This window comes from Serratia sp. 2C06 (assembly GCF_050037615.1).
In the GTDB taxonomy this organism is placed as follows: domain Bacteria; phylum Pseudomonadota; class Gammaproteobacteria; order Enterobacterales; family Enterobacteriaceae; genus Serratia; species Serratia ureilytica.
The window spans coordinates 3,972,495-3,988,070 of the sequence record NZ_CP188299.1 but is presented as its reverse complement, the minus strand read 5'-3'; the positions used below and the strand labels follow the sequence as shown (position 1 = coordinate 3,988,070).

Below are 15,576 nucleotides of genomic sequence, written 5' to 3'. Positions count from 1 at the left end.
CTTGCGGCAAAGGAGTGCTTCGCTTCACATTAGGGATAAGCGCTGATATCGCTGCCGGAGTTCATTATTAACAGCATAATCAACACCACGACGGCGGCAATAATGGCGTAGATTTCCGCCTTGCGCATATCGATCTAGCGCCCGTTAACGCCGATCATTTCTATTGCCGCGCGATGCAATTTTTGAAAATACTCGTCGTGCTGTTGTTCAACTTCCTGAATAAGACTGGCCAGCAGATTCTGTTTGGTGATCGGTTTGTTGGCGATGAGCACCAGCAGCACGCTTTTGCCGAGCAGGCAGCAGATTTGCTTATGGTATTCATCAACATCATTCTTGTTGAGGCCATAGAGGGTGTAATCGATCATGGTGTCTAACCTGCTGACAGGTAAATTGCCCGCCGAAGCGGGCTGAGAAGCCATAGAAAATAAAATGAGTCAAATTTCGCTTAGGGTGGAACCCGATGCGTGTGTTAACGATAACTGAATGGGAATATTCCCATCAAGACGCATGAGGGAGGATGTGAAGGTTTAGGAATAACCTCAGAAGAAATAATAATAGAGGTCGTCATTCGGGATAATGCGGCTTATTATTTTGCCGGTGAAGGTCAAAATTTATGTGTGAGGGATATATCAGGGTGAAAAAGAAACAGCCGGAAAACGGGTTCTCCGGCTGCTATGATTACCGCGATATTATTCACGCGGTCTGTTTGCGGAACAGTTCGCGGAATACCGGATAGATATCGTCCGGTTCGCGGATATGCTGCATGGCGAAGTTGTCGAATTTCGCTTGCAGATCTTCGTATTCGCGCCACAGCGTTTGGTGAGCGCGGCGAGTGATTTCGATGTAGCTGTAGTACCGCACCATTGGCAGGATCTTCTTCGCCAACAGCTCGTGACACAGCGGTGAATCGTCGGCCCAGTTGTCCCCGTCCGACGCCTGCGCGGCGTAGATATTCCATTGCGCCGGATCGTAACGCTCTTCGACCACGTCGTTCATCAGTTTCAATGCGCTGGAGACGATGGTGCCGCCGGTTTCCTGCGAATAGAAGAACTCCTGCTCGTCCACCTCTTTCGCCTGGGTGTGATGGCGAATATAGACCACCTCGACGTTTTTGTAGGTTCGGCTCAGGAACAGATAAAGCAGAATGTAAAAACGTTTGGCCATGTCTTTGGTGGCCTGATCCATCGAACCGGATACGTCCATCAGGCAGAACATCACCGCCTGGCTGGAGGGCTCCGGCCGACGCTCGTAGTTTTTGTAACGCAGATCGAAGGTGTCGATAAACGGCACGCTTTCGATTTTCTTGCGCAGTTCGGCAATCTCTTTGCGCAGCCGCTCTTCTTCCAGCAGTTGCACCGGCTCGGTGTTTTCCAACTGGGTCAGCGCGTCTTCCAGTTCGTGCAACGCGCGCCTTTTACCGGCGGTCATGGCGGTACGCCGCGCCAGCGAGTTTTGCAGCGAACGCACGACGCTGATGTTGGCCGGCACGCCGTTAGCGGTATAGCCGGCGCGGTGGGTTTTGAACTCGGTCAGCTGCTTGTACTGATTCTTTTTCAGGTTGGGCAGGGCGAGATCCTCGAACAAAAGATCGAGGTACTCGTCTTTGGATATCTGGAAGACGAACTCATCCTGGCCTTCACCGTCCTGGCTGGCGTTGCCCTGGCCGCCGCCACCGCCTGCGCCGCCCTGAGGCCGTTCGACGCGATCGTTCTGCACGAAGTGGTCATTGCCCGGGTGAACGCGATGGCGCGTGCCGCCGCGCCCCTGATGAAACATCGGTTCGTTGATATCGTCAGTGGGGATAGAGACTGACTCCCCGCTGTCTACGTCGGTGACCGAACGCTTGTTGATGGCTTCGGCAATCGACTGTTTGATTTGCGACTTGTAACGGCGCAAGAAGCGCTGGCGGTTCACCGTGCTCTTGTTTTTGCCGTTCAGCCGCCGGTCAATGAAATAGGCCATACTTCCCCCAAACGACGTTGCCAACTCTTCATGTCCCGGCCGCGGCAGCGCAATGTGTCAGCCCCTCCGTGGGCTGCGCTGCAACGTCCATGACTATGGACATGGCCCTGATAATGCCGCTTACCTGAGGCGTTATGAGGATTTTCTGACCCGCAGATACCATTCACACAGCAGGCGCACCTGCTTGCGGGTATAGCCTTTCTCCATCATGCGATCGACGAAGTCGTCGTGTTTTTTCTGCTCGTCCGTCGATGTTTTGGCGTTGAACGAAATCACCGGCAACAGTTCTTCGGTATTGGAGAACATCTTTTTCTCAATCACGGTGCGCAGCTTCTCGTAGCTGGTCCAGTTCGGGTTGCGGCCGTTGTTGTTGGCGCGGGCGCGCAGCACGAAGTTCACGATTTCGTTGCGGAAATCTTTCGGGTTGCTGATGCCGGCCGGTTTTTCAATTTTCTCCAGTTCGGCGTTCAGGGACTCGCGGTCGAACAGCTGGCCGGTGTCGGGATCGCGATACTCCTGATCCTGGATCCAGAAGTCGGCATAGGTGACGTAGCGGTCAAAAATGTTCTGTCCGTATTCCGAGTAGGATTCCAGATAGGCGGTCTGGATCTCTTTGCCGATAAACTCGGCGTATTTCGGGATCAGATAGCCTTTCAGGTGCTCCAGGTATTTCTCCGCCAAATCCTGCGGGAACTGTTCGCGCTCGATCTGCTGTTCCAGCACATAGAACAGGTGCACCGGGTTGGCTGCCACCTCGGCGTGATCGAAGTTGAATACCCGCGAGAGGATTTTAAAGGCGAAACGGGTGGAGAGGCCGTTCATGCCTTCGTCAACCCCGGCGTAGTCGCGGTATTCCTGATAGGACTTGGCTTTCGGGTCGGTATCTTTGAGACTTTCACCGTCATACACGCGCATTTTCGAGTAGATGCTCGAGTTTTCGGGCTCTTTTAGCCGCGACAGCACGCTAAAGCGCGCCAGCGTTTCCAGCGTGCCCGGCGCGCAGGGCGCATGGGTCAGCTCACTGTGATCCAGAAGCTTGTCGTAAATTTTGATCTCTTCCGACACGCGCAGGCAGTAAGGCACCTTGACGATATACACGCGGTCGAGGAACGCTTCGTTGTTCTTGTTGTTACGGAAGGTCACCCACTCGGATTCGTTGGAGTGCGCCAGAATAATGCCGCTGAACGGCAGGGCGGAGATGCCTTCGGTGCCGTTGTAGTTGCCTTCCTGGGTTGCAGTCAGCAGCGGATGCAGCACCTTGATCGGCGCTTTGAACATCTCGACGAATTCCATAATCCCCTGGTTGGCGCGGCACAGGGCGCCGGAATAGCCGTAGGCGTCCGGATCGTTCTGCGCGTGGTTCTCCAGTTTACGGATGTCCACTTTACCGACCAGTGCCGAGATGTCCTGGTTGTTCTCATCGCCCGGCTCGGTTTTGGCGATGGCGATCTGTTCCAGAATGGAAGGGCGCACTTTCACGACTTTAAACTTGGTGATATCGCCACCGAACTCATGCAGGCGCTTCGCCGCCCACGGCGACATGATGGTGCCGAGATAGCGACTTGGGATATTGAACTCTTTTTCCAGGATCGTGGCATCTTCCTGCGGATTGAACAGGCACAGCGGATGATCGTTGACCGGGCTGCGTTCGCCGTTGGCGCTGAGGGTGTAGATGGGCACGCGCTGCATCAGCGCTTTCAGACGTTCCGCTAGCGAGGACTTGCCGCCGCCCACCGGGCCCAGCAGGTAAAGGATCTGTTTCTTCTCTTCCAGGCCCTGAGCGGCGTGTTTCAGGTAAGAGACGATCTGTTCGATGGCCTCTTCCATGCCGTAGAACTCTTCGAAGGCCGGATAGCGTGCGATCACGCGGTTGGAGAACAGGCGCGACAGGCGTGATTCTAGCGCAGTGTCGACCATCACAGGTTCACCGATAGCCATCAGCAGACGTTCGGCCGCGTTGGCATAGGCACTGCGATCTTGCCGGCAAATGGTAAGAAATTCCTGCAGTGTGAACTCTTCGTCCTTGGCAGCTTCGTAGCGCTGGCGATAGTGGTCAAATATGTTCATGATGCCCGTCCTTTCGTTATTAGCACAGGTTAAAGAGAGCGTGTGATAGTGTTCTGGCTCCCGAAAGATGAGAATACGCCTGAGTACAGCAACCCGTATGCCAACTTGGTGCGCTTATTATCGCGAGTTGCGCTGTATGCCACTGGGCCCAGGATAAATTCACCTTCTGATTTAAGCTTAGTTTGCTTGCCGGAAAATTTCCTGCCGTAGAAAAAGCTTTTTTTAAGTCATATCAATGACTCAGTTATTGCCGGGATAACCAAATGCCTTGTCTGGCGCGGCCTGCGGCATGAATCGTCATCGTTCCGCCATGATTAATTCATAATTCCGCTATAAGTTATTCGATCTTGGTCGTTTTCTATTGTAAAGATTAGGCGCGTAACTAAATTTTCACATAAACTATTGCGGCTATTAACCCTGTAATTTATGGAAAAAGAACCAGTGAAGATTTCAAAACTCAAAACGCTAGCAATTATCGCTTCCGCAATGGTTTGTGCGCAAAGTGCCCAGGCGGGAACCTGGTCACTGGGTGCTGCCGCGCTGGTTAGCCCGGACCCGTATCGCGGTTATCAGGATCGCGTTTATCCGGTGCCCGTCATCGACTATGAAGGTGACGACTTCTACTTCCGTACTCTGACCGCCGGTTACTACCTGTGGAAAGATCAAGAAAATCAGCTGAGCATCATGGGGTATTACACGCCATGGGGCTACCGTCCGGGCGACAGCGACGACGATCGCATGAAGCGTCTCGACAAGCGTCGCGGCACGCTGATGGCCGGCCTGGCCTATTCACACAACGCAGAGTGGGGCACCATTCGCACCACCTTCACCGGCGACACGCTGAACTACAGCAACGGGCTGGTGGGCGATGTGGCCTATCTGTACAAGTTTGATCTGGACGCGTTGACGCTGGTTCCGGGCGTAGGCGTGATGTGGAACAGCAAAAACCAGAACAAATATTACTATGGCATCAGCGCCAATGAATCGCGCCGCAGCGGTCTGGACAGCTACACCCCGAGCGATAGCTGGGCGCCGTATCTCGAGCTGAGCGCCAATTACCAGATCAACAAGAGCTGGAACGCCTTCTTCCTCGGCCGCTATGTGAAGTTGTCGGATGAAGTGAAAGACAGCCCGATGGTGGATAAATCTTACACCGGTTTGCTGATGACGGGTGTGAGCTACACCTTCTAATCGCGCATTGCACGATAAGCGTGCATGGCGTGCATCAAAAAGGGGCGCAAGCGCCCCTTTTGCACATCCGTAGTGCGCTGGCGCGCACGGGGTTTCAGGCCTTTTTACGGCTGCGGAAGGTCACACCCAAACGGGCGGGTTGTTCGCCGGCGGCGACCAGCGGTTTGCTGACGCGCCCGGTCTCAACGCAGACCATGGTCTTGTAACCGTCGTTCGGCATGTCTCCCATGCTGCAGGAAAGCTCTACGCCGGGGTTCCAGGCGATAACGTCGCTCATATGATGGTGATGAACCTCGATGGTGCGTGCGAGCGCCGGATCGCGGATCAGGCTGAAGGCCTCCGGACGGGTATAGACGCGGTCAGTTTGGCCGACGAAGGTCACTTCGCCCGTCTGACGCGCTTCGACGCCGCCCGCCACCTTATCAATATAAGGTTCGCCCAGGCCCGCCACGCTGACCCGATCGATATCGCCAACCTGGAAGTAGCTGTGCAGCGCCGCCGTGGCTTGATAATCGCCGTGCGATTCCAGTTCGATCTCGCACTCTTCACCCAGCTTGAAGCGAGCAATCAGCGTGAAGGCGTGCGGCCACAGCTTGCGGGTCTGCTCATTGTCTTTCAGCGTAAAGGTCAGGATGACGCCGTTGTCATCTTCATCGTGCGCCGTCAGGCTCCAGGGCTGGTTGCGGGCGAACCCGTGGGAGGGTTGCGCCACCGGGCCGAACCACGGCCAGCAGATCGGCACGCCGCCGCGGATGGCCTTGCCTTTGGCGAAAGGCGTGTTGTTGCTGAGCCAAATCACCGGCTGCTCACCGCTGGGCTGCCAGGCCAGCAAATGGGCGCCCTGCAGCGCGACCGCCGCGCGCACTTTCGGGTGCGACACGACCACCACGCCCAGCTCATCGAGTTGGCGCTGGCTGATATAAGGCGAAATCTGTTCGGAAACGGGCAGGGTGAAAATTTTCTCGTTCATTTCATAACCTATTGTTTGCCGGAAATAGAAATGGACCCTATTAGCTTTCGGGTCACAACCAGGCCCTCAGGCGCATGCTTAGACAGTGACTGAGGTGAGTGTGTGCAGCGAACAACGCTGTGACTCGAAAGATGACGGGTAAAAAAAGGGCGACAAAAAAATGTCGCCCTCATTATCAGCTTAACATCATGCCATTACTTGGAGATGTGAGCGATCAGATCCAGAACCTTGTTGGAGTAGCCGGTTTCGTTGTCGTACCAGGAAACCAGTTTCACGAAGTTGTCGTTCAGTGCGATACCGGCTTTGGCATCGAACACGGAAGTCAGCACTTCGCCGTTGAAGTCGGTGGAAACCACGTCGTCTTCAACATAGCCCAGAACGCCTTTCATAGAGCCTTCAGCGGCGTCTTTGATGGCTTTCTTGATTTCTTCGTAGGTAGCCGCTTTTTCCAGACGAACGGTCAGGTCAACAACGGACACGTTAGGGGTCGGTACGCGGAACGCCATGCCGGTCAGTTTGCCTTTCAGTTCTGGCAGAACCACGCCAACCGCTTTCGCTGCGCCGGTAGAAGAAGGGATGATGTTCTGGGATGCGCCGCGGCCGCCGCGCCAGTCTTTGTGAGACGGGCCATCAACGGTTTTCTGAGTCGCGGTGGTGGCGTGAACGGTGGTCATCAGGCCTTCAACGATACCGAAGTTGTCGTTGATGACTTTAGCCAGTGGCGCCAGGCAGTTGGTGGTGCAAGAGGCGTTGGACACGATGTCCTGGCCGGCATATTTGTCAAAGTTGGCGCCGCGAACGAACATTGGGGTCGCATCTTTGGATGGGCCAGTCAGAACCACTTTTTTAGCGCCGGCGGTGATGTGTTTACGTGCGGTTTCGTCGGTCAGGAAGATACCGGTCGCTTCAGCAACCACATCAACGCCCACTTCGTTCCACTTCAGGTTAGCCGGGTCTTTCTCTGCGGTAACACGGATGGTTTTGCCGTTAACAACCAGGTGGCCGTCTTTAACTTCTACCGTACCGTTGAAACGGCCGTGAGTAGAGTCATACTTCAGCATGTAAGCCATGTACTCTGCGTCCAACAGGTCGTTGATTGCAACGATCTCGATGTCAGAACGCTCTTGAGCAGCACGGAAAACAATGCGACCGATACGGCCAAAACCGTTGATACCTACTTTGATAGTCATATATTCCACCAGCTATTTGTTAGTGAATAAAAGGTTGGTTGTAAAATTACAAAAACCTTACCCAGCGTCAAGCGGAATCGTGTCAATACTTGCGGCAAGTCAAACCGGAAGGGTGGTTTTGCACGCTTATTGCACAGTCCATTTGCGCTCGGCCTCATCCGTTATATGGGGACAAGCCGCCAAGTATAAAGTCAGCATACGCAAGATGTGTGATCGCTATCACATATCATCGTGACGTGGCCTTTATGGGCTACAGTTTAGGCCAAAAACCCCTGCAGCGGTGTTAATTTTTTGTTATTATTAATCATTGTTTTCGTTGACATTATCCACATTCAGAGATAAGCACAAATGGCTAAAGAGACAACCCCCGCTCATCCGGTCACGGAACTGAATGAAATCCAACGTTATGTCACGCAACAGCGTGGCACCGAAGCGCCGTTTAGCGGCAAATTGCTGCATAACAAGCGTGAGGGCGTGTACCATTGTCTGTGCTGTAACCAGCCGCTGTTCTATTCCGAAACCAAATACGATTCCGGCTGCGGCTGGCCCAGCTTTTACGAGCCGGTTTCCGCCGATGCAATCCGTTATCTTGATGATAATTCACATAATATGCATCGTGTTGAAATCCGCTGTGGCCACTGCGACGCGCACCTGGGGCATGTATTCCCCGATGGCCCGCAGCCGACCGGTGACCGTTACTGCGTCAATTCCGCCTCGCTGAGTTTCACCGATGGCGAAAATGGCGATCAAACGGCCGGTTAAGCGGTAATTTAACCAACAAAATCGATTCAGCTAATTATTCTTCCGTAAGCGAGAAGGGCCCTGATGGACGTGAAAGATCTGATTGCGGCGATGACGCCCGAGATATACCAACGCCTGGTGCAGGCGGTTGAACTGGGCAAATGGCCGGACGGCGTGGCGCTGACGCCGGAGCAAAAGGAAAACAGCCTGCAGGCGGTGATGCTGTGGCAGTCGATGAACAACGTCGATCCGCAGCACATGAGCATTGGCACCGACGGGCAGATCGTGATGAAGAGCAAACAAGAGCTGAAGCAGCAGTTCGTTGCCGAGCCGCTGGTGAAACTCAAGCCGCAGTAAGGCTCCACCCCTAAAGCGGGGCGATGTCGCCATCGCCCCGTCGATTCAACGTTTCTCGCCCTTTATGCCCAGCGATTCCGCCAGCTGCTGCGCCAGCCGGTTGTTGTCGTCTGCGCCGTATTCCCAGAACATCGCACCGCCCAATCCCTGGCTTTTAATATAATCGGCCTTGATGGCCACCGAACGCGGGTTCTCGTACGAAATGGCGAACAGCGGCTTGCCTTCGGCGGATTGCAGCGTCAGGTATGGCACTTTGGCGTCGTCATCCCAGTGCTCGCGGAAACGCTGCTGCGGATCGTTGAGCAATTTGTTGACGATATCGCGGTATTTAAAATAAGTGTCTTTGCTGAGATCCAATCCCAGCGTGCGGAACAGGGCGATTTCTCGCGCGCTGAAGTAAGGCTGCGTCACCGGATGGTTGGCGGCATCCGGTTTGTCCCAGTCGATGCCCGCCTCGGTCGCCCGTTTCGGTACCCGGCCGTAGAAACCGATACCCAGGTTCATCTGCGCCGGTTTCAGACCGGCGGCCAGATAATGCTTTACCACGTTATCGGCGCTGTAGCGATCGGCGGCGGCTACGGTTGGCCAACGCGTTGAATCGTACAGGTTGGCATTGAAGTACTGCGTGCCGTAAGCCATGTCGTAAGTCATCAGATTGATGTAATTGAGGTAGGGCGCAATATTTTTCACATCGACCCATTCACGTGGGCTTTTGACGTTGGCGCCAACGGCGATGGTCAACAGTTTGCCTTTACCCAGCGCCTGATGAAGCTCTTTCAGCAGCAGGGTGAAGTTGTCGCGGTCTGCCGGTTGGCTTTCCACCAAACCCCAGGCGCCGTTTACCGGGTATTCCCAGTCCAGATCGATCCCATCCAGCCGGTACTGCTCGATCACCTGCAACGCGGAGCGAATGAAAATCGCCCGGTTTTCCGCGGTGGCGGCGGCGCCGGAGAAACCGCGTGCGCCCCAGCCTCCGACCGACAACAGCACTTTCAGCTCGGGGTTCTGTTTGCGCAGCACCGGCAGACGTTGCAGATCGGCCGTGACTTTCGGCGACAGGTAGATCTGGTGGCGGCGAGCAGGGTCTTTCAGCGCCGCATTGGTTTCGTCTTTCTCGTCGTTGTAGATCAGGCCAAACGAATAGTTGAGGTGGGTGATTTGCGTCACGTCCAGCTTGTCGATGTCACCACCGGGGCCGGCGGTGACGTCGCCGCCGCCGTTGAAGTAGCCGACGGAGAGATAGGCCGCCTGAGCCGCGCCGATACCGGCGATAGCCAACTGCACCGCTGCCAGCAAAGGCAGCAGTTTTCGGGTTATTTTCATGTTTGTCTCCTTGGGATCGGCAAGGCCGACCGTACCGCCAGTAGCGGTCACAATAAAGCCGGGCTCAGCGGGCCCCGGATGCGTATAACCGTTTGACGCCAAAAGCGTCGCTGCCATAACAGCAAAAGCGCCTGCCGGTCACAAGCGGCTGGAGGAGAAGAAAAACAGCATTGTGAGCGACGTCGATATTTTCGCCGCCGCCCAGAGAGGGCGCCGATAGCGCCCGGCAGGATTTAATTGGCGAGAAATTGTGACAGGGTAACCAGTTGAGCGCCGGCGCGCGCCATCTCCTGCAGCGCCCGCTCACTGTCGTCCGGCTGCAGATTCACGCCGCGGCAGCCGTCGACGATCACCTGCGTCGGATAGCCGGCAGCCAGCGCATCCAGCACGCTGAACTTCACACAATAGTCGGTCGCCAGGCCCATGATCGCCAGCCGCTGAATGCCCTGCGATTGCAGCCAGCCGTGCAGTTCGGTCTGCGCCCGGTGGCCGTTATCGAAGAACGCGCTATAGCTGTCGATGTCCGTATCCTGCCCTTTGCGAAAGACGGCATTGATGTGTTGCCGCTGCAGTTGAGGATGAAAATCGGCGCCGAGGCTCCCTTGCACGCAGTGCACCGGCCACCACACCTGCGGTAAGCCTTCCAGCTCACCGAGGGTGCCGACTTGCGCATCGGAGTTCACCGCAAAGCTGCGGTGATTGGCGGGATGCCAGTCCTGGCTGGCCACCACCGGTTCGCCGCGCGCCAGGCAGGCGGCGATCGCCTGATTGGCGACCGGGATGACGGCGTCGCCCTCCGTGACCGCCAGCGCGCCACCGGGGCAGAAATCATTTTGCAGATCAATCAACAACAGGGCCGTTTTCATCGCCGCTCCAAAGATCGGTAGGTTAACCGTTGATGCTCAGCTCGCCGCGCAGATCTTGCTGCATCAGGGCGCGGATTTGTTCCGGCGTCAGCGGCTGGCTCAACAGATAGTGCAGCTTGGTCAGAGCGGCTTCCACCGTCATGTCGAAACCGCTGATCACCCCGGCGTGCGCCAGCGCGTTGCCGGTGGCGTAGCCTTCCATATTGACGCGCCCGGAGATGCACTGCGTCAGGTTGACCACTACGATGCCGCGTTCGGAGGCCGCGCGCAACTCGTCGATCAGCTCGGCCTTCTGCGGCGCGTTACCGACGCCGTAGGAGCGTAAGATCAGCGCCTTGACCGGCTGCAGCAGGAAGTTGCGCACCACCGCGCCGGAAATGCCCGGATAGATAGTGACCACGCCGATCGGCTGCGGCGTGATGTCATGTACCTGCAGCGCGCCGTTGCAAACCGGGCTGTCGATGCCGTGCTGGCGACGAATGTGGATACCGGCTTCCAGCAGCGGCGGCAGGTTGGGTGAAGCGAAAGCGTCGAAGCCATCGGCGTGCGCTTTGGTGGTGCGGTTGCCGCGGAACAGCTTGTTGTTGAAGAACAGGCTGACTTCGTTCACCGGATGGTTGGCCGCCAGGTACAGTGCATTCAGCAGATTGGTTTGGCCATCGGAGCGCAGCTCCGCCAGCGGAATCTGCGAGCCGGTGACGATCACCGGTTTGGCCAGGTTCTCCAGCATGAAGGAGAGCGCCGAGGCGGTGAACGCCATGGTATCGGTGCCGTGCAGGATCACGAAGCCGTCGTAGCGATCGTAGTTCTGTTTGATGTCGTCGGCGATGTGCTGCCAGTCTTCCGGCGTCATGTCCGAGGAATCGATGAGCGGCGCGTATTCATGAATGGTGAAATCCGGCATCTCCGGCCGATGGAATTCCGGCATCAGCGCCAGCTGACGCTGCAGGTGGCCGGAAACCGGAATATAGCCGTGCTCGGAACGCTGCATGCCGATGGTGCCGCCGGTGTAGGCGACGTAAATGGATTTCTTTTGCATGGTTATGATTTTAACAAAGATAAGATGGGCTGAATTATAGGGACATGGCGGCAGAAAAAAAGCCCGGCGGAGGCCGGGCTGCAGAATTATTTGTTAGCGGACTTCTCCGCAGGTCAGACAGATCGCGTAGCGGTTCTGCGGATCGTTCAAGTTATTGAACAAACCCGGCTGCTCTTTCACCGCATTGGCGACCGAGGCCAGCGGGGCAGGCAGCATGGCCTGAATCGCCGCCGGCAGCATGGCGTGAATGGAAACGCCGAACTGGCTGAGCACCATATCGCTCAGGCTCGGGGTGTCGACGAACCAGTCGAGCTGCCACTGTTGCAGTTTCGCCAGCTCAGCGGCTTTCTTCACCGCGTCGTCGAAATCGCCCAACTGATCGACCAGGCCGTTGGCCTTGGCGTCGCTGCCGAGCCACACGTGGCCCTGCGCGATTTGGTCAACCTGCTGCGGGGTCATCTTGCGTGATTTGGCGACCAGATCGAGGAAGTTCTTATACCCGTTTTCGATATTCAGCTGCATCATCTGCGAGAACTCCTGCGGCAACGCCTTGGTGACCGCGATATCGGCCAGCGGGGATGTCGCTACGCCGTCGGTGTGCACGCCCAGCGTATCCAGGGTTTTCTCGTAGGTATTGATGATGCCAAAAATACCGATGGAGCCGGTCAGCGTGCTCGGGCTGGCGATGATGTAGTCGGCCGGCGTCGAGACCCAGTAACCGCCCGACGCGGCCATGCCGCCCATCGACACCACCACCGGTTTGCCGGCGGCGCGCACGGCGGCCAGCTCGGAGCGGATCACTTCGGACGCGCTGACGCTGCCGCCAGGGCTATTGACGCGGAACACCACGGCTTTGACGGCCGGATCCAGACGGGCCTGACGCAGCTCGGCGGCGGTGGTGTCGCCCCCGACGTTGCCCGGCGTCTGCGGGCCGTCCATGATGGCGCCGTTGGCGAACACCACGGCGATCTTGCCACCCTGGTTGGCGTCCGGCTTCGGCTGGTAGTCGTAGATGCTGATGGCGTTAAAATCGTTCGCCTGTTTGTCCCAGCCGAAGGTTTTGACCAGCTGATTTTCGATCGCGGTGCGCGATGCCAGCTCGTCCACCAGCTTATTGTCCAGCGCATAGCGGGCGGTGTCGCCGCCTGCCGCCTGCAGGCCGCTCAGCACGCCGGCGGCGCCGGGGAACAGCTGCTGCGGCGTCAGCTGCCGGTTGGCCGCCACGGTTTCCAGATAGTTCTGCCACAGACCGCCAATCCAGCGGCTGTCCGCTTCGCGCGCCGCCGGGGACATGTCGTCGCGGATCAGCGGTTCGACCGCCGATTTATAGGTGCCGACGCGGAAGATATTGGTGGTGACCTTGAGCATGTCCAGCAACGACTTGTAATACAGGTTGTTGGTGGCGAAACCGTGCAGATCGACCGCGCCCTGCGGCGAGAGGTAGACCTTGTTGGCGTAGCTGGCCAGGTAGTATTGCGTTTGATTGTAACTGTCGCCGATGGCGAAGATCGGTTTGCCGCTGTCGCGGAACTCGCGCAGCGCTTTGCCGATATAGCGCAGCGACGGCTGATCGGCGCCGGCGAAGTCATTCAGCTGCAACACCATGCCGGTAATGTTTTTGTCGTCTTTGGCCTTGCGGATGCTGTCCACCACGTCGAACAGCGAGTTCTCCTGCAGGCGGCTGCTGGAGGCGCCCAACAGTTCACGCCCCCATTGCCGCACCCGGTTGTTTACCGAAGGCTGATCGACCACCACGCCGCTTAAATCGACCAACAGCGCGCCGCGCGCCGGGGCCGTCGAGGTGGAGGAACTTTGGAAGGACAGATAGATGCCGACCCCAACCAGGATCAGCAGGACCAGGAACAGGTTAAGGATCAGTTCCCTGATAAAATTCAGCAGACGCCATGTCCACCGGAAAATGCCGGCAATAATTTGCCACAATGTGCGCATGTGCTCTCCAACAAGAGTCGAGAATGTTCCGCTATCCTAATGAGCGGCCGGGTAAATGTCAGCTTTAAATCGTGGCACACAGACGCTACCGCCGAGGCTGTAACTCGCCGTTTAGCTATGTTAACGTGGCCGGAATGAAAATTGTTATCAGGAGTTTACGATGGATGCTCTGGATCTTTTATTGAATCGTCGCTCGGCTTCGCGCCTGGCGGAACCGGCGCCGGCGGGGGAAGTGCGCCAAAACATCATCAACGCGGGCCTGCGTGCGCCCGATCACGGCGCGCTGCAGCCGTGGCGTTTCGTGATGATCGAGAATCAGGGCCTGGAGCGCTTCAGTCAGCTGCTGCAGGCGGCGGCGAAGCAGGATCAGTTGGATGAAGCGGCGATCGAAAAAGCCACCAAGGCGCCGTTCCGCGCACCGCTGATCATCACCGTCATCGCGCATTGCACTGAAGAGACTAAGGTGCCGCGCTGGGAGCAGGTGGTTTCCGCCGGTTGCGCCGTGCAGGCGATGCAGATGGCGGCGCTGGCGCAGGGCTTTAACGGCATCTGGCGCACCGGCGCCTGGACCGAGCATGCGCTGGTGCGCGAAGCCTTCGGCTGCCGCGAGCAGGACGAGATCGTCGGTTTCCTCTATCTGGGCACGCCGCAGCTGAAGGCCGCCACCAAAGTGACGCCGCCGGACAGCACGCCTTTCGTCAGCTATTTCTAAGTATTATCCGACGGGGCGCGGCGAAAATGCGCCAAACCCCGCAAAATTGCATGGTTTCTGAGCAGGCCGTTCGCTTATCGGCGGCACGCTCTTATCAATCCCCTCGGCAAGCGCTACCCTATGTTATCTTGAGTGCCGTTATCGAAGGGAGTGGACTATGACATCGCCAGCGATCCGTTTAACCCAGTACAGCCATGGCGCTGGCTGCGGCTGCAAAATCTCACCGAAAGTTCTCGAAACCATCCTGCACAGCGAGCGGGAGAAATTTGTCGATCCGCGTCTGCTGGTCGGCAATGAAACCCGCGACGACGCGGCGGTATATGACATCGGCAACGGCGTCGGCATTATCAGCACCACCGACTTCTTCATGCCGATCGTCGACGATCCGTTCGATTTCGGCCGCATCGCCGCCGCCAACGCCATCAGCGACGTGTACGCCATGGGCGGCAAACCGATCATGGCGATCGCCATTCTCGGCTGGCCGATCGCCAAACTGCCGCCGGAGGTGGCGCAGCAGGTGATCGACGGCGGGCGTTTCGCCTGCCAGCAGGCGGGGATTGCGCTGGCCGGCGGCCACTCCATTGATGCGCCTGAACCTATCTTCGGCCTGGCGGTCACCGGCGTGGTCAATACCGAGCGGGTGAAGAAGAACAGCGCCGCGCGGGCCGGGGCTAAACTCTATCTGACCAAGCCGCTGGGCATCGGCGTGCTGACGACCGCCGAGAAGCAAAGCAAGCTGCGCCCCGAGCATCAGGGCCTGGCGACGGACGTGATGTGCCGCCTGAACAAGCCGGGCGCCGACTTTGCCGAGGTGGCGGGCGTCACGGCGATGACCGACATCACCGGTTTTGGCCTGCTGGGCCACCTGAGCGAGGTATGTCAGGGCTCCGGCCTGCAGGCGACGGTCTGGTTCGATCGGGTGCCGAAGCTGCCGGACGTCGAGGCGTATATCGCCGAGGGCTGCGTGCCGGGCGGTACCGGGCGCAACTTCGACAGCTATGGCCATCTGGTGGGCGAGATGAGCGATCTGCAGCGCCAGTTGCTGTGCGATCCTCAGACCTCCGGCGGTTTGCTGTTGGCGGTATTGCCGGAGGCGGAAGCGCAGGTGCTGGCGATTGCCGAACAGCATGGCATTACGCTCAACGCCATCGGCGAGCTGCATGTGGCATCGGCCGATAAGCCGCTGATCGAGGTCGTGTAGTGTCCAA

At 57.4% G+C, this 15,576-nt stretch carries 14 protein-coding genes; 5 read left to right on the top strand and 9 right to left on the bottom strand.

The window, feature by feature from the left end; translation table 11 throughout:
* Positions 1-134: 134 nt before the first annotated feature.
* The 3 genes from ACP3TA_RS19570 to yeaG all read right to left on the bottom strand — a co-directional run bounded on the left by ACP3TA_RS19570 (position 135) and on the right by yeaG (position 4,029).
* Positions 135-365 (bottom strand): hypothetical protein, encoded by a 231-nt coding sequence (locus ACP3TA_RS19570; RefSeq protein ID WP_033643319.1) that lies wholly within the window; start codon positions 363-365, stop codon positions 135-137.
* Between the two features lie 328 nt (positions 366-693).
* Positions 694-1,962 (bottom strand): YeaH/YhbH family protein, encoded by a 1,269-nt coding sequence (locus ACP3TA_RS19565; protein ID WP_033643318.1) that lies wholly within the window; start codon positions 1,960-1,962, stop codon positions 694-696.
* Between the two features lie 132 nt (positions 1,963-2,094).
* On the bottom strand, positions 2,095-4,029 hold the full coding sequence (yeaG, locus tag ACP3TA_RS19560) for a protein kinase YeaG (protein WP_016927472.1): 1,935 nt from the start codon (positions 4,027-4,029) through the stop codon (positions 2,095-2,097).
* 426 nt (positions 4,030-4,455) lie between these two features.
* Between yeaG and ACP3TA_RS19555 the strand changes: the two genes are divergently transcribed.
* Positions 4,456-5,220, top strand: a complete 765-nt coding sequence (locus ACP3TA_RS19555; RefSeq protein WP_069100696.1) for a MipA/OmpV family protein — start codon at positions 4,456-4,458, stop codon at positions 5,218-5,220.
* Positions 5,221-5,314: 94 nt separating this feature from the next.
* Here the strand turns inward: ACP3TA_RS19555 and ACP3TA_RS19550 are convergent, their stop codons facing one another.
* The gene (locus tag ACP3TA_RS19550) at positions 5,315-6,190 is read right to left on the bottom strand and encodes a D-hexose-6-phosphate mutarotase (protein ID WP_033643316.1); all 876 of its coding nucleotides are present in this window, start codon (positions 6,188-6,190) and stop codon (positions 5,315-5,317) included.
* A gap of 194 nt (positions 6,191-6,384) precedes the next feature.
* Positions 6,385-7,380 (bottom strand): glyceraldehyde-3-phosphate dehydrogenase, encoded by a 996-nt coding sequence (gene gapA / locus ACP3TA_RS19545; protein ID WP_004932222.1) that lies wholly within the window; start codon positions 7,378-7,380, stop codon positions 6,385-6,387.
* Between the two features lie 348 nt (positions 7,381-7,728).
* Here gapA and msrB point away from each other — a divergent pair, with 348 nt between their 5' ends.
* Positions 7,729-8,142 carry a peptide-methionine (R)-S-oxide reductase MsrB gene (msrB, locus tag ACP3TA_RS19540; protein ID WP_033643315.1) on the top strand — a complete coding sequence of 138 codons (414 nt, stop codon included), beginning with the start codon at positions 7,729-7,731 and terminating at the stop codon, positions 8,140-8,142.
* Between the two features lie 63 nt (positions 8,143-8,205).
* Positions 8,206-8,478: a YeaC family protein gene (locus ACP3TA_RS19535; protein ID WP_004932218.1), complete on the top strand. Its 273-nt coding sequence runs from the start codon at positions 8,206-8,208 to the stop codon at positions 8,476-8,478.
* 45 nt (positions 8,479-8,523) lie between these two features.
* Here the strand turns inward: ACP3TA_RS19535 and ACP3TA_RS19530 are convergent, their stop codons facing one another.
* The 4 genes from ACP3TA_RS19530 to sppA form a co-directional block, all read right to left on the bottom strand.
* Positions 8,524-9,801, bottom strand: coding sequence for a glycoside hydrolase family 18 protein (locus tag ACP3TA_RS19530; protein WP_197666135.1), 1,278 nt, complete (start codon positions 9,799-9,801; stop codon positions 8,524-8,526).
* A 233-nt stretch (positions 9,802-10,034) separates the two neighbouring features.
* Entirely contained in the window at positions 10,035-10,667 is a 633-nt protein-coding gene (gene pncA, locus ACP3TA_RS19525; protein ID WP_089191889.1) for a bifunctional nicotinamidase/pyrazinamidase, read from the bottom strand.
* A gap of 22 nt (positions 10,668-10,689) precedes the next feature.
* A complete protein-coding gene (ansA, locus tag ACP3TA_RS19520; RefSeq protein ID WP_033643312.1) occupies positions 10,690-11,706 on the bottom strand; it encodes an asparaginase in 1,017 nt (338 codons plus the stop codon).
* 93 nt (positions 11,707-11,799) lie between these two features.
* The gene (sppA, locus tag ACP3TA_RS19515; RefSeq protein ID WP_033643311.1) at positions 11,800-13,656 is read right to left on the bottom strand and encodes a signal peptide peptidase SppA; all 1,857 of its coding nucleotides are present in this window, start codon (positions 13,654-13,656) and stop codon (positions 11,800-11,802) included.
* A 160-nt stretch (positions 13,657-13,816) separates the two neighbouring features.
* Between sppA and ACP3TA_RS19510 the strand changes: the two genes are divergently transcribed.
* Complete coding sequence (locus tag ACP3TA_RS19510; protein ID WP_004932204.1) at positions 13,817-14,368, top strand: NAD(P)H nitroreductase; 552 nt, start codon at positions 13,817-13,819, stop codon at positions 14,366-14,368.
* Positions 14,369-14,525: 157 nt separating this feature from the next.
* The gene (gene selD / locus ACP3TA_RS19505; RefSeq protein WP_042784711.1) at positions 14,526-15,569 is read left to right on the top strand and encodes a selenide, water dikinase SelD; all 1,044 of its coding nucleotides are present in this window, start codon (positions 14,526-14,528) and stop codon (positions 15,567-15,569) included.
* Positions 15,570-15,576: the final 7 nt, after the last annotated feature.